Source organism: Mycolicibacterium arcueilense (genome assembly GCF_058536225.1).
Window position 1 is genome coordinate 96,778 of the sequence record NZ_JBZTYL010000002.1, and the last position, 20,132, is coordinate 116,909.

15 protein-coding genes are annotated in these 20,132 nt (G+C 65.4%); 5 read left to right on the forward strand and 10 right to left on the reverse strand.

The window, feature by feature from the left end:
- The first annotated feature begins 78 nt into the window (after window positions 1-78).
- A complete protein-coding gene (locus AC4LGL_RS00485) occupies window positions 79-1,611 on the forward strand; it encodes an SDR family oxidoreductase (protein WP_491837124.1) in 1,533 nt (510 codons plus the stop codon).
- A 6-nt stretch (window positions 1,612-1,617) separates the two neighbouring features.
- Here AC4LGL_RS00485 and AC4LGL_RS00490 read toward each other — a convergent pair whose 3' ends face one another.
- Complete coding sequence (locus AC4LGL_RS00490; protein WP_491837125.1) at window positions 1,618-2,244, reverse strand: TetR/AcrR family transcriptional regulator; 627 nt, start codon at window positions 2,242-2,244, stop codon at window positions 1,618-1,620.
- A gap of 137 nt (window positions 2,245-2,381) precedes the next feature.
- Between AC4LGL_RS00490 and AC4LGL_RS00495 the strand changes: the two genes are divergently transcribed.
- Both AC4LGL_RS00495 and AC4LGL_RS00500 read left to right on the forward strand, forming a co-directional pair.
- Window positions 2,382-2,828: an MmpS family transport accessory protein gene (locus AC4LGL_RS00495; protein ID WP_491837126.1), complete on the forward strand. Its 447-nt coding sequence runs from the start codon at window positions 2,382-2,384 to the stop codon at window positions 2,826-2,828.
- Between the two features lie 56 nt (window positions 2,829-2,884).
- A complete protein-coding gene (locus AC4LGL_RS00500) occupies window positions 2,885-5,722 on the forward strand; it encodes an MMPL/RND family transporter (protein ID WP_491837147.1) in 2,838 nt (945 codons plus the stop codon).
- A gap of 10 nt (window positions 5,723-5,732) precedes the next feature.
- Here AC4LGL_RS00500 and AC4LGL_RS00505 read toward each other — a convergent pair whose 3' ends face one another.
- The 3 genes from AC4LGL_RS00505 to AC4LGL_RS00515 form a co-directional block, all read right to left on the reverse strand.
- Complete coding sequence (locus tag AC4LGL_RS00505; protein ID WP_491837127.1) at window positions 5,733-6,662, reverse strand: aromatic alcohol reductase; 930 nt, start codon at window positions 6,660-6,662, stop codon at window positions 5,733-5,735.
- A gap of 105 nt (window positions 6,663-6,767) precedes the next feature.
- The gene (locus AC4LGL_RS00510) at window positions 6,768-7,679 is read right to left on the reverse strand and encodes a TIGR03564 family F420-dependent LLM class oxidoreductase (protein ID WP_491837128.1); all 912 of its coding nucleotides are present in this window, start codon (window positions 7,677-7,679) and stop codon (window positions 6,768-6,770) included.
- A 378-nt stretch (window positions 7,680-8,057) separates the two neighbouring features.
- Window positions 8,058-9,395, reverse strand: a complete 1,338-nt coding sequence (locus tag AC4LGL_RS00515; protein WP_491837148.1) for an acetyl-CoA C-acetyltransferase — start codon at window positions 9,393-9,395, stop codon at window positions 8,058-8,060.
- Between the two features lie 73 nt (window positions 9,396-9,468).
- On the opposite strand from AC4LGL_RS00515, the gene AC4LGL_RS00520 reads away from it, so the two are divergent.
- Entirely contained in the window at window positions 9,469-10,821 is a 1,353-nt protein-coding gene (locus AC4LGL_RS00520) for a 3-oxoacyl-ACP reductase (RefSeq protein WP_491837129.1), read from the forward strand.
- Between the two features lie 11 nt (window positions 10,822-10,832).
- Window positions 10,833-11,648 carry a MaoC/PaaZ C-terminal domain-containing protein gene (locus AC4LGL_RS00525; protein ID WP_491837149.1) on the forward strand — a complete coding sequence of 272 codons (816 nt, stop codon included), beginning with the start codon at window positions 10,833-10,835 and terminating at the stop codon, window positions 11,646-11,648.
- An 18-nt stretch (window positions 11,649-11,666) separates the two neighbouring features.
- Here AC4LGL_RS00525 and AC4LGL_RS00530 read toward each other — a convergent pair whose 3' ends face one another.
- From AC4LGL_RS00530 to AC4LGL_RS00555, 6 genes are all read right to left on the reverse strand, one after another.
- The gene (locus AC4LGL_RS00530) at window positions 11,667-12,113 is read right to left on the reverse strand and encodes a lipoprotein LppJ family protein (protein ID WP_491837130.1); all 447 of its coding nucleotides are present in this window, start codon (window positions 12,111-12,113) and stop codon (window positions 11,667-11,669) included.
- A gap of 95 nt (window positions 12,114-12,208) precedes the next feature.
- The gene (locus AC4LGL_RS00535) at window positions 12,209-14,044 is read right to left on the reverse strand and encodes an alpha/beta hydrolase (RefSeq protein ID WP_491837131.1); all 1,836 of its coding nucleotides are present in this window, start codon (window positions 14,042-14,044) and stop codon (window positions 12,209-12,211) included.
- Window positions 14,041-14,340 (reverse strand): type VII secretion target, encoded by a 300-nt coding sequence (locus AC4LGL_RS00540; protein WP_491837132.1) that lies wholly within the window; start codon window positions 14,338-14,340, stop codon window positions 14,041-14,043. Before AC4LGL_RS00540 ends, AC4LGL_RS00535 begins: the two co-directional genes overlap by 4 nt.
- A gap of 135 nt (window positions 14,341-14,475) precedes the next feature.
- Window positions 14,476-17,838 carry an ATP-binding protein gene (locus tag AC4LGL_RS00545; protein ID WP_491837133.1) on the reverse strand — a complete coding sequence of 1,121 codons (3,363 nt, stop codon included), beginning with the start codon at window positions 17,836-17,838 and terminating at the stop codon, window positions 14,476-14,478.
- Window positions 17,831-18,586, reverse strand: coding sequence for a DUF4194 domain-containing protein (locus AC4LGL_RS00550; RefSeq protein ID WP_491837134.1), 756 nt, complete (start codon window positions 18,584-18,586; stop codon window positions 17,831-17,833). Before AC4LGL_RS00550 ends, AC4LGL_RS00545 begins: the two co-directional genes overlap by 8 nt.
- On the reverse strand, window positions 18,583-20,049 hold the full coding sequence (locus tag AC4LGL_RS00555) for a DUF3375 domain-containing protein (protein WP_491837135.1): 1,467 nt from the start codon (window positions 20,047-20,049) through the stop codon (window positions 18,583-18,585). The genes AC4LGL_RS00550 and AC4LGL_RS00555 overlap by 4 nt, the downstream gene beginning before the upstream one ends.
- Window positions 20,050-20,132: the final 83 nt, after the last annotated feature.

Consider the following 20,132-nt stretch of genomic DNA (forward strand, 5'->3'; position numbering starts at 1 on the left):
CGCGACGAGTAGTCCACCCATCGGTCGTCCTCCGTCGGCCGGCTTCGGGCCGGCTCTGGCACCTTGCGAGGAGAACCCGTGACAAATCCGCCGCACTCCGCCATCTCCTTGCATGTTCTGGTTACCGGCGCGACCGGATACATCGGCGGCCGCCTGGTTCCCCGGTTGATACAGGCCGGCCACCGGGTGCGGGCAATGGCCCGCAACCCCGACAAGATCAGCGACGTGCCCTGGGCATCGGACGTGGACGTCGTTCGCGGCGATCTCACTGACCCGGACACGCTCGACGAGGCCTGCCGCGACATCGATGTCGTCTACTACCTCGTGCACTCGATGAACGCCGGTGGAGAGTTCATCGAATCCGAGAGGCGCAGCGCCGAGAACCTCGTCAGTGCCGCCCGCCGCGCCGGAGTGCGACGCATCGTCTATCTCGGCGGCTTGCATCCGGAATCGGATCGACTTTCGATGCATTTGCGCTCACGCGGCCAGGTTGGGGAGATACTGCTGAACTCGGGCATCCCGACGCTGGTCCTGCAAGCAGGCGTGGTCATCGGTTCCGGGTCGGCGTCTTTCGAGATGATCCGGCATCTGACCAACAGGCTGCCTGTGATGACCACGCCGCGCTGGGTCAACAACCGCATACAGCCCATTGCGGTTCGCGATGTCATGTACTACCTGTTGGAAGCCGCCACCGCGGAACTTCCGCACAGCCGCGCCTACGACATCGGCGGCCCCGACGTCTTGCGGTACGGCGAAATGATGCAAATCTATGCCGATGTCGCAGGCCTGGCCCGACGACGGATTCTCGTACTCCCCGTTCTGACACCGAAACTCGCCGGGCTGTGGATCGGGCTGGTCACCCCTGTGCCCCCGAAAATCGGGCGCGCCCTGATCGAATCGCTCAGCACCGACGCCGTTGCCAATGAGCACGACATCGATTCGATCATCGCGCCACCACCGACAGGGGCGACCCGGTATCGGGACGCCGTTGCACTCGCACTCCGTCGCATCGAGACCGGTGAAGTTGAGACCACGTGGGCCAACGCGTCTCCCACCAGTGCACCCGCCGACCCACTGCCGTCTGATCCCAGTTGGGCCGGCGAAGCGATCTACACAGATGAGCGCAGCCTCGACTGCAACGCAACGATCGAGCATGTGTGGGAGGTTGTCGAGGGCGTCGGTGGCGAAAACGGTTGGTACTCATTTCCACTGGCCTGGACCATTCGCGGATGGCTGGATCGACTTGCCGGCGGCGTCGGTCTGTCTCGCGGTCGCCGCAACCCTCACTCCCTGCACACCGGTGATGCCCTGGACTTCTGGCGTGTCGAACGCATCGAGCGGCCGCACTTGTTGAGGTTGCGTGCAGAGATGCGCACGCCCGGCAATGCCTGGCTCGAATGGCGACTCGAACCCCGCGGCAAGCACGCCACCCGGCTGCACCAGCGGGCCATCTTTTTTCCGAAAGGTCTTGCTGGACGAGCCTATTGGTACTCGCTCCTGCCGTTCCACGGCATCATCTTCACAGGCATGATCAACAACATAGGCGTCGCCGCCCAGAACGGATCGATGATGGTCATTTCGAATCCGCCCCGGACGGCGTCAACGGAGTAACAGAGTTCAGAAGCGGGTCAGACTGGGCATCAACACATCGTCGACGAGTGCGCGAACCGTCGCCTCAGTCGGCGGGCGTCCCGGTATCAGGGACCGGAACACCAGATATCCCGGCATCACGTCCCACAACTCGTCGTGCACCGCCGCGGCGTCGATCTCACCTCGGTTGACCGCATCCGTCAGCACCTCGGTCATCAGCATCTTGCGCTGCAGAACGAACTGATTCTGCAGTGCCGCACTCAACTCCGGGCTGTGCGCTACCTCGGACATGATCGCGCTCATCGTGCTGCCGTGCTCGCGTGCCTGTGCGCACACCGACGAGCCGATGCTCAGCAGGTCGGTCCGCAGCGCGCCCGTGCGGGGCGGCACCAACTGGATCCGGGTGCCCTCGATGAACGCTGCCAGGACCAGCTCGGTCTTCGACGGCCAGCGGCGGTAGATGGTGGCCTTGCTCGACTTCGCTTCGGTCGCCACGGCTTCCACGGTCAGCCGGTCGTATCCGTGCTGCTGCAACAGACGCAGGGTGACCGCCAACAATTCCGATTCGCGCTCGGTCCACTGCGTTGCCGGGGCCGGCGGTGAAACGTCATGCGACGAGACGGTCGAAGCGGGTGACACTGAAAACCTTTCCATAGCGGGCAACCGCGGCCACTTGCCTGTAGGCCTTGCCCTCCATCCGACTGTACCGTACGGTACCGTTCAGGTGCTTGGAACGGCCGAGGAATCTCGCCTCACGGCGAGTTGTGCGCTTGTTCTCGAAAGGCTCTGAGATGCAGGGGATCTCGGTAGGAGGCCTGGTCCGGCGACGATGGACGGTGATCGTTGCCGTGCTCGTGGTGGCGGTGGTCGCCTTCACCGTCAGCCGACTACACGGCATATTCGGTTCCGACAACGAGGTGTCACGTCCCAGTGCCGACACCCTGGAGAACACCGGATACAACCCGAAACGGGTTCTCTTCGAAGTGTTCGGATCACCGGGCTCGGTGGCCACCATCAATTACCTGGACATCGACGCACAACCCCAGCGGGCCGAGGATGTGACGCTGCCCTGGTCGCAGACGCTGGTCACCGATGACCCGACCATGTTCGCCGACCTGCGGGCGCAAGGCGACGGCGCGTACATCGGCTGCCGCATCACCGTCAACGGTGTCGTCAAGGACGAAAGGTCCACCGATAACGTGAACGGCTACATCGCATGCTTGGACAAGTCGGCGTGAGCGGGCAGCACGCCGAAGGCGCAGACGTCCGCTCCAGGACGTCGCGGACCATCCGCATGCTCGCCGTGCCGATCGTGCTGGTGTGGGTGGCCATCGCCGCACTGACGAACATCCTTGTGCCACAACTGGAGGTCGTCGGCGCGGCACGTTCGGTGGGGCTCAACGCCCCCGACGCGCCGTCGACCATGGCGATGCGCCACATCGGCCAGGTCTTCGACGAGTTCAACTCCGACAGCGCAGCCATGATCGTGCTCGAAGGCGATCAGCCGCTCGGTGATGATGCCCACCGCTTCTACGACACCCTGGTGAAAAAGCTCGCCGAGGACACCACCCACGTCGAGCACATCCAGGACTTCTGGGGAGACCCGCTCACCGCAGGTGGCTCGCAGAGCAAGGACGGCAAGGCCGCTCTGGTGCAGGTGTACCTGGCCGGCAACCAGGGTGAGGCGTTGTCCAACCAATCCGTCGACGCCATCCGCGAGATCGTGGCGAGCGTCCCACCCCCGCCCGGGGTCAAGGCCTACGTCACCGGCGCCGCGCCGCTCATCACCGACAACTTCGAGGTGGGTAGCGAGGGCACCGAAAAGGTCACCGGCATAACCTTCTTGGTCATCGCGGTGATGCTGCTCGTGGTCTACCGATCGCTCGTCACGATGCTCCTCATGCTCGTCACCGTCCTCATCGAACTGTCGGCTGCGCGCGGTATCGTAGCCGCGCTCGCGCATTCCGGGGTCATCGGTCTGTCCACCTATTCGACGAACCTGCTGACGCTGTTGGCGATCGCCGCGGGAACGGACTACGGCATCTTCATCGTCGGCCGTTATCACGAAGCGCGTAGCCGTGGCATGGACCGAGAAGCCGCGTACTACGACATGTTTCGTGGCACCGTACACGTCATCGTCGGCTCCGGACTGACCATCGCCGGGGCCGTGGCCTGCCTGCACTTCACCCGGCTGCCCTACTTCCAGACCCTGGGCGTGCCCGCCGCCATCGGCGTGCTGGTGACGCTGGTGGCCGCGCTGACGCTCGGGCCGGCCGTACTGACCATCGGGAGCCGATTCGGACTCCTTGAGCCGAAACGCAACCCACGGGCGCCACGCTGGCGCCGCATCGGCACCGCGATCGTGCGGTGGCCCGGTCCCATCCTGGTGGTGTCGTGTCTGATCGCGCTCGTCGGCCTACTCGCCCTGCCGGGCTACAAGACGAGCTACGACGGCCGTCCCTACCTACCGGAATCGGCACCGGCCAACATCGGCTACACCGCCGCCACCCGCCACTTCTCGGAAGCCCGGCTGAACCCCGAACTGCTGATGATCGAAACCGATCACGACATGCGCAATCCCGCGGACATGCTGGTGCTCGAACGCGTTGCCAAGGCCGTTCTGCACACCCGCGGCATCGCCCTGGTCCAGTCGATCACCCGCCCCCTGGGCACACCGATCAAGCACAGCTCCATCCCATTTCAGATCAGCGCGCAAAGTGCCAGCCAGATCATGAATCTGGGTTACCAGCAAGACCGCGCCGCCGATCTGCTCAAGCAGGCCAACGAGCTGTCCAACACGATCAACATCCTCAAGCAACAGGTCACGTTGCAGCAGGCCAGTGCCGCCGCGACCCATGAGCAGACCCAGGCGTTCCACGACACCGTCGCGATCGTGAACGATCTGCGCGACAAGATCGCCAATTTCGACGACCAGTTCCGTCCCCTGCGCAACTACTTCTACTGGGAACCACACTGTTTCGACATCCCCATGTGCGCGGCGTTGAGGTCCGTCTTCGATGCGCTCGATGGGATCGACAAGCTCAGCGACCAGTTCGGTCAGATCACTGCGAGCCTGGACAAGCTCGATGCCCTCCAGCCGAAACTCGTGGCGCTGCTACCGCCGCAGATCGCCATCCAGGAGCGCAACCGTGATCTGACCCTGTCCAACTACGCCACCACGGCCGGGACCAACTCGCAGTCCCAGGAAGCGCTCGAGAATTCGACCGCGATGGGACAGGCCTTCGACTCCGCGAAGAATGACGACTCGTTCTATCTGCCGCCGGAAGCCTTCGACAACCCCGACTTCAAACGTGGCCTGAAACTGTTCATGTCACCCGATGGCAAGGCCGCCCGCATGATCATCACCCATGAGGGCACTCCCGCCACACCCGAGGGCATTTCGCACATCGATGCACTCAAGGACTCGGCGTTCGACGCGATCAAGGCGACGCCGCTGTCAGACGCCGAGATCTATGTGGCCGGAACCGCTTCTGCGTACAAGGACATTCAGGACGGCGCCAAGTACGACCTGCTCATCGCCGCATTGGCGGCCATCAGCCTCATCCTGCTCATCATGATGTTCATCACCCGCAGCCTGGTCGCCGCGCTGGTCATCGTCGGCACGGTCGTGCTGTCGTTGGGTGCATCGTTCGGTCTGTCAGTCCTGGTGTGGCAGTATATCTTCGGCATCCAGTTGTACTGGATCGTGTTGGCACTGGCCATCATCCTGCTGCTGGCGGTCGGAGCGGACTACAACCTGCTACTGATATCCCGCTTCCAGGAAGAGATCGGGGCCGGGCTCAAGACCGGCGTCATCCGCGCCATGGCCGGGACCGGCCGGGTGGTGACCGCGGCCGGCCTGGTGTTCGCCGCCACCATGTCCTCGTTCATCTTCAGCGACCTGATCGTGCTCGGGCAGATCGGTACCACCATCGGCCTCGGTCTGCTCTTCGACACCTTGATCGTGCGGTCGTTCATGACGCCGTCCATCGCGGCATTGCTCGGCCGGTGGTTCTGGTGGCCCCAGATCGTGCGGCCCCGGCCGGCCAGCCGCATGCTGCGCCCGTACGGATCCCGCACCTCGGTTCGCAAACTGCTCGAGCCGGAAACCGAGCCCACCACATCCACTTAACCGCCCGGTCTCAGGCCAGGTTCGCCTGCGCCCATTCCTCGGCCGTCGTGGTAGCGATGCCGCGAACGGCGTTGTACGACTGATCTTTCGGCCAGGCAACACCGTCGGTGCGGGCGAACACCGCCCGGTACCTGCTCATCGTGTCCTCGGGATGCTGCCGCAATTGCTCGGCCAGGAAGTCGTTGGTCCACAGCGTGCGGGTCACCGCGGTCCCACGGAGCCGGTCGACGATATCGGCGAGTTCGCGGTAGCTGATGGTGTCCCCGGCGAGGTAGACAACGGTGTCGCGAAGTCGCGGTTCGGCGAAGACGATGTCGGCGGTGAGTGCCCCGATGTCTTCGGGGGTGGTGAGGGTGACTTGGTTGTCCCAACTTCCCAGCGCATGCACGGTATTCGCAGGCAGATCCACGACGCCGAACTCGGGCTCGAACAGGAAGCTGGTGAACATGCCGGTGGAAACGATGGCCCACTCCGTGGCGTCCTGGTTGCGCAACAGGTCGCGCACATCGAGCTGCTCGTCGAACAGCGGCTGCGCGCTACCGCGGCCTATCTCGTCGTAATCGACGCCGAATTGCCATGGAAAGTAACGGTATACGCCGGCCGCGAGCGCCGATCGAGCGAGTTTGCGCTGTGTGCCCGGCCCGCCCGCGAAACCGACGCAGCTGATGACCGTGTGGTAGCGCCCCATCACGGCCGCAAGCTCTGCCACCGACGCCGTCGAGACGTCGGCATGTTCGATGGTGATACCCGCCTGAGTCAACTCCCTGCGGCGCGCATCGCTGTTCGCGTCGGCACCTGCCGCCGGCGGCCGCAGCAGTACCGCGAGGTTTGCGTCTGGATGGCGTGCGCCGTGACGGGCGAGGGCGAACAACACGCTGGCGCCGAGTTCTCCTGCCCCGATGACAAGAATGCTCAGATTCTCCGCCGCTGGTGAAGGCAATGCGGTCTCCGTTTCTGGCGATGCGTCAAGCTGTGCCTGGCGACCACATACACGTGCGGTCACCGGCACGGACTGCAACCGCCAGATCGGCGACAATCATCCCCGTCAGCTGTCGAGCGAGCGCAGCAGCGCCCTGGTGCGGGCCCGGGTTTCGGGGGATGCGTCGAACACCACCCCGACATATTCGTCGACGCCGATCGTTCCGAGTGCCCGAATGCGTTCCGCCACAGTGCTTTCGTCGCCGATGATGGCAGCGTCCTCGGGACCGGCGTAGCCCTCGCGGTCGAGCATGGCGCGGTACGACGGCAGGTGCCCGTACATCGCGAACTGTTTGGCGGCCTGGGCGCGGGCGCCGTCGACGTCGTCGGTGACGCTGACCGGCAGTGCCGCGACGACGCGGACCGGGCGGTCCCCGGCCGCCTCGCGCAGTGTCGGTGACACGTGTTCGGCCAGTGTGGTCGGCCCGGTCATCCAGGTGACGGTGCCTGCGGTGCGACGGCCCGCGAGCTTGAGCAGTTGTGGCCCCAACGCGGCGATGTACACATCGGGTGCCGTCGCCCCCGGGATCTGTAGCGCGCCGCGCGTGGTCACCGTCTCGCCCGGTGCGTCGGCGGGTTCGCCGGCCAACAGCGGCTGTAGCCCGTCCAGATACTCACGGAGTCGACGCACCGGCTTGTCCCACGGAATGCCCCACATCCCCTCCGTCACCGCGGCATGGGTCATGCCGAGGCCGAGCAGGAACCGGCCGCCGCTGATCAGGCTGAGAGTGAGCGCACGCTGCGCCAGCAGCATCGGGTGCTGATTCTGGATCGGGATGACGCCGGTGCCCACCTCGATCCCGTCGACCTCGCGGAAGGCCACAGCGAGCACGGTCAGCAAGTCCGGTTCGTAGGGCATCTGGGTCATCCAGACCCGCCGGAATCCCTCGTCGTGCAATTGCGCGAGATTCTCTACTGTGGCGTCGATCGGGGAGCGGCCACCGGTTTCACTGAGCGAGGCGATGAGGCTGGTCTGCATGGCACCACGCTATGCGGAGGACGGGCTGTATGGACCAGAAGAGGCGGGGCTCAAAACAAAAAGGGCGGGTTCGGGAGGACACCTGGGGGCGTTTCAATTCGTCTCACGCAGCCGGTCTTTCACCCCTGTACCGACTCTTTGGATCAGTCACTCCCGAACCCGTCGTAGGCTCGATCGTACGCCTCGGATACCCCTCAAACCAGAGAAAAGTACGGCCGAATTTGCCGAGAATTTGAAGCTAGGTCGCCCCGTGTTGCCGTCGGGTCGGGGGGTCAGACGGCAACACGGAGCTACCCATGTATCGACCTCTATGCCGCGGCCGTTACACATCCCCGAAAGAAACTTTTCGGATGTTTTCGGCCTGGGCGTTTCCGGAGGTCACGCCTCCAGGATGGCGGTGACGCCCTGTCCCCCGGCCGCGCAGACGGAGATCAGGCCGCGCACCGGCTTGCCCGTCTGCTTCTTCTTCTCGGCCAGTTGCTTGGCCAGTTGGGCCACGATGCGGCCACCGGTGGCCGCGAACGGGTGACCCGCTGCCAACGAGGAACCGTTGACGTTGAGCTTGGTGCGGTCGATGCTGCCCAGCGCCTTGTCCAGACCGAGGCGCTCCTTGCAGTACTCGTCGGAATCCCAGGCCGCCAGCGTGGCCAGCACCACCGAGGCGAACGCCTCGTGGATCTCGTAGAAATCGAAGTCCTGCAGGGTCAGCCCGTTGCGGGCGAGCAGCCGCGGCACTGCGTAGGTCGGTGCCATCAGCAGGCCGTCGGGTCCGTTGACGTAATCGACTGCTGCGGTCTCGCCGTCGACGAAGTAGGCCAGCGGTTCGTGTCCGTGGGTCTGGGCCCATTCCTCGCTGGCCAGCAGCGCCACCGAGGCCCCGTCGGTCAGTGGGGTCGAGTTGCCCGCGGTCATGGTCGCGTCACCGGCCTTGACGCCGAACACCGGCTTGAGCTTGGCCAACTTTTCTACAGAGGAATCGGCCCGCAGATTGTTGTCGCGGTACAGCCCGAGGAACGGGGTGACCAGGTCGTCGAAGAAGCCACGGTCGTAGGCGGCGGCCATGTTGCGGTGGCTGGCGGCGGCCAGTTCATCCTGGTCGACGCGCTTGATGCCCATCTTCTTGGCGGTGACCGCGGCGTGCTCGCCCATCGACATGCCGGTGCGGGGCTCGCTGTTGACCGGGATCTCGACGCCCAGTGCGGCCGGCAGCTTGCCGACCAGCTTGAGCCGGTCCACGTTGGACTTCGCCCGGCGCAGGCCCAGCAGGACCTGCCGCAGGTCGTTGCCAAACGCGATCGGGGCGTCCGACGCGGTGTCCACGCCACCGGTGGCCGCGGACTCGTATTGCCCAAGCGCAATGGCGTTGGCGGCAACGATCGCGGACTGCAGGCCGGTACCGCAGGCCTGCTGCAGGTCGAAGGCCGGCGTGTAGGGCGACAGGGCGCTGCCCAGCACGCATTCGCGCATCAGGTTGAAGTCACGGCTGTGCTTGAGCACCGCGCCGCCGATCACCGCACCGAGCCGCTCACCAGCCAGATCGAACCGCTCGATCAGCCCGTCCAGCGCGGCGATGAACATGTCCTGGTTGGAGGCGTTGGCATAGGCGCCGTCGGACCGCGCGAACGGAATCCTGTTGCCACCCAAAACGGCAACGCGTCGCCTGGTCGTGTTGTTGGCCATCTGTTTGCCCTCCACTGTCGGGTTGTCCGGGGCCATATTACCCACTGTTCTTACTCTGGAGTAAGTTCGGTATTGACAACGCAGTACTGCGAAGCGAAAGGCAGCTGAAGTGGCTTCCGACCTGTTCTCCCAAGTGGTCAACTCCGGACCGGGATCGTTCCTGGCCAAGCAGCTGGGCGTGCCGCAGCCCGAGACCCTGCGCCGCTACCGCCCCGGCCAGCCTCCCTTGAACGGGTCCCTGCTGATCGGCGGGGAAGGCCGCGTCGTCGAACCTCTGCGCGCCGCACTGGCCGGCGACTACGACGTCGTGTCCAACAACATCGGCGGCCGCTGGGCCGACTCGTTCGGCGGCGTAGTGCTCGACGCCACCGGCATCGCCGACGCCGCGGCGCTCAAGGAGCTCTACCAGTTCTTCACCCCGGTGCTGCGCAACCTCGCGTCGTGCGCCCGCGTGGTCGTCATCGGCACCACGCCGGACGAGGCGGGCAGCGTCCACGCCCAGATCGTCCAGCGCTCCCTGGAGGGCTTCACCCGCTCGCTGGGCAAGGAGCTGCAGCGCGGCGCCACCGCGTCGCTCGTCTATCTGGCCGCCGACGCCAAGCCCGCCGCGACCGGCCTGGAGTCCACCCTGCGCTTCATCCTGTCGGCCAAGTCGGCTTACGTCGACGGTCAGGTCTACCGGGTCGGCGCCGCCGACTCGACCGCGCCCGCCGATTGGGACAAGCCACTGGCCGGCAAGGTCGCCGTGGTGACCGGCGCGGCCCGCGGCATCGGCGCAACCATCGCCGAGGTGTTCGCGCGTGACGGCGCGACCGTCGTCGCAGTGGACGTTGCCCAGGCCGCCGAAGATCTGGGCAAGGTCGCCGAGAAGGTCGGCGGCAGCGCCCTGACGCTGGACGTCACCTCGGAAGACGCAGTCGAGGCCATCGTCGCCCACGTCACCGCGCAACACGGCGGCACGGTCGACGTCCTGGTCAACAACGCCGGCATCACCCGCGACAAGCTCCTGGCCAACATGGACGAAAGCCGCTGGGATTCCGTGATCGCGGTGAATCTCCTTGCCCCGCAGCGGCTCACCGAGGGTCTGGTGGAAGCCGGTGCACTCGGCGAGGGCGGCCGGGTGATCGGCCTGTCCTCCATGGCCGGCATCGCCGGCAACCGCGGCCAGACGAACTACGCCACCACCAAGGCCGGCATGATCGGGCTGACCGAGGCGCTGGCACCGGTGCTGGCCGAAAAGGGCATCACCATCAACGCCGTCGCCCCCGGGTTCATCGAGACCAAGATGACCGATGCCATCCCGCTGGCCACTCGTGAGGTGGGCCGCCGGCTGAACTCCCTGTTCCAGGGCGGCAAGCCCGTGGACGTGGCCGAATTGATCGCCTACTTCGCCAGCCCGGCGTCGAATGCGGTCACCGGCAACACGATCCGGGTCTGTGGCCAGGCCATGCTGGGAGCCTAGAAGTGAACAACATGCTGCGCGCCGTCGTCGGCGCCCTGCCGTTCATCCCCCGCTCCGAGAGCCTGCCGGCCCACACCATCACGGTCGAGAACCTGCCTATCGACCCGGCCAACGTGGCCGCCTATGCCCAGGTGACGGGACTGCGGTTCGGTGACACCCTGCCGCTGACCTACCCGTTCGCACTGACCTTCCCGACGGTGATGTCACTGGTCACCGGATTCGATTTCCCGTTCGCCGCAATGGGTTCGGTGCACATCGAGAACCACATCACGCAGTACAAGCCGATCAAGGTGACCGATACCGTCAGCGCGGCCGTGCACGCGGAGAACCTGCGTGAGCACCGCAAGGGCCTGCTCGTCGACATCGTCACCGAGCTCAAGGTCGGCAACGACACGGCGTGGCACCAGGTGACGACGTTCCTGCACCAGCAGAAGACCAGCCTGTCCGGGGAACCCAAACCGGAACCGCAGAAGCAGCCGAAGCTGCCGCCGCCCAACGCGGTTCTGAACATCACCGCGGGCCAGATCCGGAACTACGCGTCGATCGGCGGGGACCACAACCCCATCCACACCAACGCGATCGCCGCCAAGCTGTTCGGTTTCCCCACCGTCATCGCACACGGCATGTTCAGTGCGGCAGCGGTACTGGCGAACATCGAGGGGCAGCTACCCGATGCGGTCAAGTATTCGGTGCGGTTCGCCAAGCCCGTGGTGCTGCCGGCCAAGGCCGGGCTCTACGTCGAGCGCGACGCCGACGGCTGGGAGTTGACCCTGCGCAACCTGTCCAAGGGCTACCCGCACCTGAGTGCGACGGTGCAGCCCCTCTGACGGCGAAATAGCCAGAGGCTATTGCGATTCCAGCTCAGCCGTGACGTCGCCGCGGTCGAACGGATCCTTTGAGTGGTCATAGGTGTCCCGGCACTGACCGCGCAACTCCACACGACCGTGAGCAACCGGCGGCGGATCAGCTGGGTACAAAATCACGTCAGCCACCACTTCGTCCTTCTTCATAGCCACTGAGTGAGAATGAAAGTCCGGGTCGCTTTGCCATCCATGCTGCTGTAACAGGGTGTAGACGCCGGCCGGGTCCACCGGATGGGACCGATCGGCCCCCGGCATCCAGAACTGCATCATCAGCTTGCCCCGGAACGGGCCCTTGTTGTCATCGGTACACGATTCGTAGCTGAAGACCGTCTCCACCAGGTTGCCCCGCAGACCGAGATCGCGAACCATTTCCTTGGCGGCATCCATCACTTGCGCGCGAGCCTGCTCCGGCGACATCGGATCAGTCACCCCGTCACCACACCCGACCGTCACCCCGGCCAACACCAATGCTCCGATCGCGTGTCTCCAGCGTGTACCCAATCCTCATGCTCCTCCCTCGGTTCCTAATGCCGGTGATTGTCCTGAGCGCGTCGATCCGCCTCCGGGTCGAAGGCCTGGTCGACACCTGGAATGGTGATCGATGTGCCGGGCACCGGGATGGGGCCCAACGGGGTTGGTATCACCACCGGAACTTTGGCATACCAGTGATCCGAGCGATGTTCGGCGGTCATCCCATTCTGTTGCAGCCGATCAGCGTGACCCGAGGCAATGTCGGCCATGTTGTACAACGACTCCGAGCCCTGCTCAAAGTACCTGCTGTGATCGGTGCGGTAGTCACGCAACGACGATTCGGCGTCGAATCGGGTCGATCCGAACCCATCGATCGACGGATCAGCGCCCAGGCCCAAGCCGGGCCCGCTGAGGTGCTCACGACCGAGGTAGGTAACCGGATCGGTGCTGGCCGCCCCGACGTACAGATGCCCGTCAGGAGGCAAATGGAAATCGGCCGCCGATTTCGCCAGGTCGGTGCCGGGGCTGCCGATCAACACAATGTCGTCGGCGCGCATACCGTACCCGGCAGCCGCATCGGCCACCGTGGTCGAGCCGTAGGAATGACCGATCACAGTCAGGTGGCTGGAACCCAAGTGGGTGGCGTCCAGTGCATTGACGTCGGCAGCCAACAGTTCAGCACCGTGGCGGGCCATGTTCGGCACCGCGACCGCCTGGTCGTCCGGCGCGTCATAGCCCATCCACATCACCACCGCGTTCGACTTGCCCGGGTCGGCCATGCTGGTCTCGTTGTACAGGTTGACCGGATCCGGGTTGTCCAACGACCCTCCCCTCACCGAGGTGGTGAGACCGGAGACCTTCACGGTGGTGTTGTTGGCTGTGTCGGGGTTACCGATCGCGATCGCCGCCGCGCCCTTGCCGCCGAACGCCTCCGGGTCGTACTTCTTCAAAAAGATCTCCGGGGTCCGGCCGTTACTGTCCTTGGCGTCGCGGCCATAACGGTCCAGCGCCTTCTGCACCTCGACCGCATTGTGATACCGCGTGATGTCGGTGGCGGTCAGACCGTATTTCTCCGGGTGCGCGCGCACCTCGTCGACGCTGACATGGTGCGCCTCAGCCGCAGAGTTGACCCGGGCCAGATCCTGTTTCTGGATCGTCAGATTGGCCTGGCTCTGCACGCCGGTCGGGATGCCGTTGAGGTTCCCGATCTTGTCCGGGTGATCGCGGAGCATCTGCGCCTTCTGCTCCGGGGTCAGGGAAAGCCACCAATCATGGATCGCGTGGGGATCCTTGGTGTCGGGGATTTGGGGCTCGGCCTTGTCACCAGGGGTGGGCGTGCCGCCGCCGGGCCCACTGCCCGGGGTGTCGGTCAAGCCGGCCACCGCCTGCCGCACCGCCTCGTCGGTATGTTGATCGGCCGCGTCGAATTGGGCCAGCAACTTCTTCACCGCGGCAGTGTTGCGAACCGCCAGCATGCGGACCACCAAGGCATTGACCGGGCTGAACCGCGCATAGAAATCCAGCGCACTGCCCGGCCGCGCCGAGACCGTGCCGTCCGGAGCAACCTGCCAACCCTGACCCTCCAACTGCGCCACCGTCTGCAACACCGACGATCTGATCTGGGTCAACTGCGTGCCGCCGGCCTGCAGAGGAGCTTGCACCCGCACCATGGCGTCGTGCACGCGCTGCATCTGCTCAAGGGTCTTCTGCGCGTCGGCAATTGCCGCATCCGAAGCCGTGCCCTGCCATCCCGACTTCAGCTTGGCCAGATTGGCCTGCTGCCGTTCGATCTGGGTCTGGTAGGCCGCCGCGGCCGCCTCCATCTGAGCGGCAGCACGGGTCAGCGCATCCGGTTGCGAGGCCTCCACCTGCGGGACGGTGACCGTCATCGACTGAACTGCTGCAATCGACGACCGAATGTGGCGTCAGTGGCCTCATACTGCTGGGCCGCCGCCTCGAGCTTCTCCGAATGACCGTTCAGCGCCGTGCTCACCGACTGGTTGGCCGCATCCAACACCGTCTGGGCCGATTGGCAGCCGCCCGCGGTGCGCAATTCCGCCATACCGGCTGCCGCATCACCCAGCGCCCCGGCGGCTCCGGTGTTCGACGCGGCGGTGGCTACCGACTTCTCCTCCGCGGCAACGCCGCGCAAGATGGGCGCGTTCACTCGCAGAGTAGGCGTCATCCGTCAAGGATAAGGGCACCATTACGACGGTTCAGGCAGCAATTTCAGACCGGTCATGCTTCCGACAACTTCGTCCCATCGAACTCCGCTGGCAAAGGTATGGCGCCGTCTTGAACGCACGCTCAGCCGCTCGAGCTATGTGCTCGGTACCGCGTCCCCCGAAGTGCGCCGCAGATCGGCGAACTCGGAGATCGACGCCGACGTGACCGAAGCGACCGGCCGGGCATTGGGCGCCGACGCGTCCGACTTGGACACCATCACCACGTTGTCGATGTAGGGCTGAATGGTCGTGCTGTTCTGCACGGTCGACACGATCACCAACTGGAAGCCGAACTTGCGGAACGCCGACAGCGCCTGCTGCGCGAACTGCGGGTCCGACTTGGAGAACGCCTCGTCCAGCATGAGCTGGGCGAACAGCGGCCGGGTGTCGTCGCTGTCCGGGCTGGCCAGGTTGAAGCTCAGGGCCCCGGCCAGACAGAACGCCATGAGCTTCTCCTGCTCACCGCCGGAGTTGTCGCCGGAGTTGCTGTAGGTCCGGATGACCTCGCCGGTCTCGGCGTCGCGCTCCTCGCAGTACAGCACGAACCGGTTACGCACGTCGAGTGCATCGCGGGTCCACTGACGATCCTCGGGAGTGTTACCCGCCAACAACTTTCGCAGTTGCAGGATGTCGGTGTACTGCTCGAACATCGCGGTCTCGTCGCCGAAGCTCACCAGGGACACCCGCGAGGAGATGCGCTGGGCCTTCTCGTTGAGTTCGTCGACGGCGGCCAGATGTCGGGTACCGGCATGCAGCGTCAACCGGGTGCCACGGTTGAACTCCACCGCGCCCAGGCCGGTGTTGACGCGGGCGATCTGCTCGGTGATCCGCCGAGCCTCGTTGTCGGCGATCATGTGCAGGTTCAGGATCGCGCCCGGCGCCTGCTCGGTGATCAGCCGCTGCATGCGCTCGTAGGCGTCGGGCAGCTCACGCTCGTCGATACGACGGCACAACGCCACGTAGTCGTGCACCCGCTCGTCGAACACATCGCTGTCGTTGGGAATCGCATCGGGGAACGAGCTGTCGTAGGCGGCCATGATGCCGGCCAACTCGTCGTGAGACCGGTTGCGGTCCGCCCGCAAGCGGTCGCGTTCACGGCTGATGACGCGAACCAGTTCGTTCCGGTAGAGCTCGGGTTCGAGCAACTCCAGGCTCAGCGCGATGTCGGCGGCATAGCCGTCGATCGTGTCCCGGGCATGTGACGGGAATTCGCCGGCCCCGAGCCGCTCGGTCAAGACCTCGCTCAGCTCCAGCAGCGCGGTCCGCCTGCGGTCCAGGGTGGTCTCACGTTCGTTGAGTGAGCCGATCTGTTGGATGACCTTCTCGACGCGCTCCCAGCAATCGTCGGCCCGCTGTTGCAGCCGTTCGGCATCGGGATTGTCGGAGACCAGCAGATCGTGCTCACCCTGCAGTCGCTCCAGCATCTCGTCCACCGAATCGGTGTCGATGTCACTCCACTGCATGTACTGGTCGCACAGCGCCCGGCAGGCCCGTTCCCGGGACTGCAGCTGGCCGCGGTGCTCGTCCAGCCGCTCACGGGCCGTGCGCGCCACCTGGTACACATCCTGGGCGGCGGTCAGATCATCCTGCAACGCTTCGACTTTGGCCGCTGTTCCGCCGAGGAAGATGTAATCCGATGGGCGCAGCCGTGACCGGTCGTCCTTGATGGAGAGCCGGCCACTGTCCTTGCGCAGTCCCTGGTCGGTCACCGCGCGGGACTGCTCGGTGAACTCCCCGGGCCCGTCGACGCACACGTAATCACCCACCGCGGCGATCACGTTGAGCGCCTCCACGGCACTGTCGTGCGTCGGGTCGGCCAGTTGAAGCTTGGTGGCCAGCGTGCCCGGAGGCGGAGTCCGCAACTGCGAACCGTGCTGGACGTGCTGCAGCTGGATCCGGCCGCGCATGTCGTTCTCGTTGACGAAACGCAGTGCCCGTTCCATGTGGGCGTCGGGGACCAGCAAGCGCAATCCGGCCCCGCGCAACACCTTTTCGACCGCCAGCCGCCACCGCGACTCATCCGGCTTGAGCTCCATCAGCTCTGCCACGTACACCAGATCGCGTTCAGAGATGTCGAGCGCCCGGGCAATCCGGGCCCGCATCTCATACTCGGTCCTGGGCAGCGGGGAACCCAGCCGCTGCACCCGCTCCAGCTCGGCCTCCACGCTCTCGCGTGCCTCACGAGCCCGGACTTCCTTCGCCGAAGCCTCGACATAGGGCTGATTGCCGGTGAACAGCTCGCGATGCAGCCGGTCGGCTTCCTCCATCAAAGTCTCACGCAGCGACCAGAATTCCTCGCCGTTGTCCGGCGGGGTCAACCCCAGTGCGGTGACCTTGTCCTCGTAGCCGCTGCGCCGGCGCGACACCTCCTCGCTGACCCGCTCGGCCTCGGTCAGGCGCTGCTGCAGCGGCACCAGATCCACAGTGACGGTGTTGATCTGGGCCATCAGCGAGTTGTGCTCGTTCTTGAGCTGACGCTGCTGGGTACCGAACTCGTCGCGCTGGGCGCCGAGCTGGGTGATCTGATCGTCGAGGTTGGCGATCTCCGGGCCGGCCTGGGCCAGCCGCACATGGTCTACGTAATCGCGGATCATGGCGTTGTCGACGGTGTCGATCACCCCGAACTTGGCGGCCTCCTCGGCATAACGCGCTTGTACCGCAGCGATGTTGCCGAGCGTGTTGCGCTTTCGCCGCGCCACGTCGAGCAGACCACGGGCCTCGACCAGCGGGTTGATCTGCTCGAGCGCCTCCTCCACACCACTGAGACTGGCCGGCTCGTCGAGCATGAACTCGCGGACGAACTGTTCAAGGCCACCAACGCTTTTCAGCGATTTGGCCTTACCCAGAAGCTGTTGAGCCGCTTCGGAGGCCCGGATACCGATACTGGAGTACAACTGCGCCAGGTACTGACTCTCGCTGCGGCCACCGGTCCAGCCGTCGTCCCGAAACACCGCGGCGTCATAGCCGTTGGACGCCCAGCGGTTGCACAGGCCGAAGATGTCGCGGTCGGCGTCGATCAGGTAGTAGCGGCTGCCCGGATCCGAGGTCTTCTCGGCGGCCAGCCATTTAAGGACCAACCCGGTGACCGAACGCCCGGTGCGGTCGCTGTAGGTGACCGCGACCGCGGACCAGGCCGGCCCCGTCCCGCGTAGGTACATGATCTGTCGGCTGGTGCCTTCGCGCCGCTCTCCCCACGCGCCGCGGACGTACTTGTCGACCGTGCGCTTGCCGGTGCCCGAACCCGCGGCGGTGGTGTCGCCGGAGGCGTTGAAGTTGCGGCGGTGCGACGGCAGGAAGGCCAGCGAAATCGCATCCAGCAGTGAGGATTTACCGCTGCCCGAGGATCCGGTGATCAGGGTGCCGTGTCGGCTGAACGGGATCGAGTGATACCCGTCGAACACGCCCCAGTTGATGACCTGCAGGCGCGACAGGGAGAACTGGTTGGTCGGGTCAGCCATGGGCGTCCACTTCGTCTTCGAGCCGTTCGGATACGTCTGTGTCGCCGGAATCATCGACGGTGCCGTTCGCGGCCCGCTTGAGCTGCTCGAACTGCTGCTGCAACTCGGTGATCATCGAGGCCGTCATGATGGCGTTGACGACCGGGCTGATGGTGAAACTGTCCTCGTCCTCCCGGTTGCGCACGAGCATCTCGATGTCGGTGAGCCGCTCGATCGCGTTGTCGATCCGCTTGTCGAACGAGGCGGTGTCGCGGTCGGTGTCGTTGTTCACCCCGGCGAACAGTTCGTGGATCTCGTCGCGGCTGATCAGTACGTTCTCGTCGCGGGCCGCCGCGCGCATGAGCTTGGCCAGGTGCAGGGCCAGGATCGAATCATAGGTGTTGAGGGTCTCGCGGCGCAGCAGCCGGCGCCGCCACTGCGATTCGTAGTCGGCCTGCTCGACGTAGGCGATGTCGTGATCGTCCGAGATACACAGCCGCATATCGAGTTCCGACAGTCGCACGGTGAGTTCGGCACGGTACCGGGTCACCCACGCCCACAGCTCCGAGTGGTTGTCCTTGCTGACGTAACGGCGCGAGAGCAGGTGCTGAAGCGCCCAACAGGCGCGGTCGGGCAGTTCGCTGACATCCCCGTCGAAGCGGGGCGCGCGCCGCTGGTCGGTGGACCGTTCGACGGCGTCGATGCTCGGCAGGGCATCGAAATCGATGACGCCGTCTTTGACGGGCGACGTCTCCGGGGTGTCGGTCATAGCATGCTCTCGCTGGCAGTAGGGATCGGTTCGTTGAAAACCAGTCGGGGGATTTCGATTTCGCGGTCGGCGCCCTCTAGAGACCGGAACCGCACCCGGACGGTTTCGGCACTGTCGGAAGGGTTTTGCTTGAGTGCCCAGGACCACAGCACGATCACGTGTCCCAGGTACGCCGCGTCCAGCATGCCGATCGCGTCGGGCAGCGACAACGGGCCGTTCGCCACCGCACCGTTGATCAACTCGGCGAGCTCAGCGGCGTCCACCTGGGAGGCCAGCGCCGAGAAGGCCGACAAGTTCACCTCACCGTGCGATGGCTCGGCCTGCGACGGCGGGAGGGCGTCACGGATCTTGAACGCCACGGCGCCAATCGAATTGAAGTCCGTTCGGACCAGCGGGACCTCGACGCCGATGCGGCTGTCGGCGAGCGAAACGCTGAGCAGTTCCTGCGCGCTGGCCAGGGCGTCGTTGAGCTGACGGGTCACGCCGCGGCTGTGTTCCAACGTGCCGGACGCGACGAATCGTTTGATCCGGCGGGCGCAGCGCTGGCGGGTGCGGCCCACCTCGGCCGTCTGCGCCGACACCAGGCCGAAGAATCCTGTCATCACCTCACGCAGGTCCGGGTCCAGGTGCGGCAGCTCACGGGTCACCGCCTCGATGTCGGCCACCAGCGCAGCCCGCTGCTCGGGGTCCTGGATCATCCGGGTGAAGGCGCTGTAGGACGCACTCTCACGCGAGGCGAACAGCGACTCGTAATCGTCGAACAACTGGCGCTGACGCTCCCGGTAACCGAGATCGGTATCGGCGGAGGCATCCAGCAGTCGGGTGGTGATGCGGTTCAGCATGGCGCCGTACTGCCCGATGTCGGAGACGATCTGCTCCATCTGCAAGGCGATGGCGCGTGCCTCATCTTCGACGTCGACCAGATCGGGTTCAGGCCGCTGGCCCTGCTCGAGGGCATCCAATTCATCACGCAGCTTGGCGATTTCGGCTTCGATGTCGGCGCGGATGCGATCGGGGTCGTTGCTGACCTGGCCGGCAACGCGGCGCAGACCGGCAGCGATGCCGGTGATCGAACCGCCGGTGGCGACGGTGTCCTCGCGGCGCATGCGGCGGGCGAAATCCAGCACGGCCCGCGCCTCGTAGGTGAGGTAGCAGACATTGCGTTCGGTGTCGCCGGACTGTTCGGTGATCCGGTGCAGCCAGCCCTGGCTCGCCCAGTGCTTGATCAGCGCCAGACCCGACTGGTCCGTTTCGGAGCCGAGGTCGGCGAGGTCGCGTTCCAGCCGGACCACCAGGTCCGTCTCGGTGAGCTTGGCGCCCCGGTCGAGGTGGCGTTCCATCAGCGTCAGGTAGGTGGGCAGGTTGTTCGTCACCAGGAGCCGCAACGAGCGTGAATCGGCCACCTCGCGATGGAGCTGGTAGAGCTGGTCCAGCGACGAGCCGCCGGTGCCTGCGTCAGGCATTCCCGGGCTCCTCGGTCGCGATGAACATTCGCACCACTCTAGGCGGCCGACGCAACAGGTTCCGACGCCAGTTCGGTTTGCTG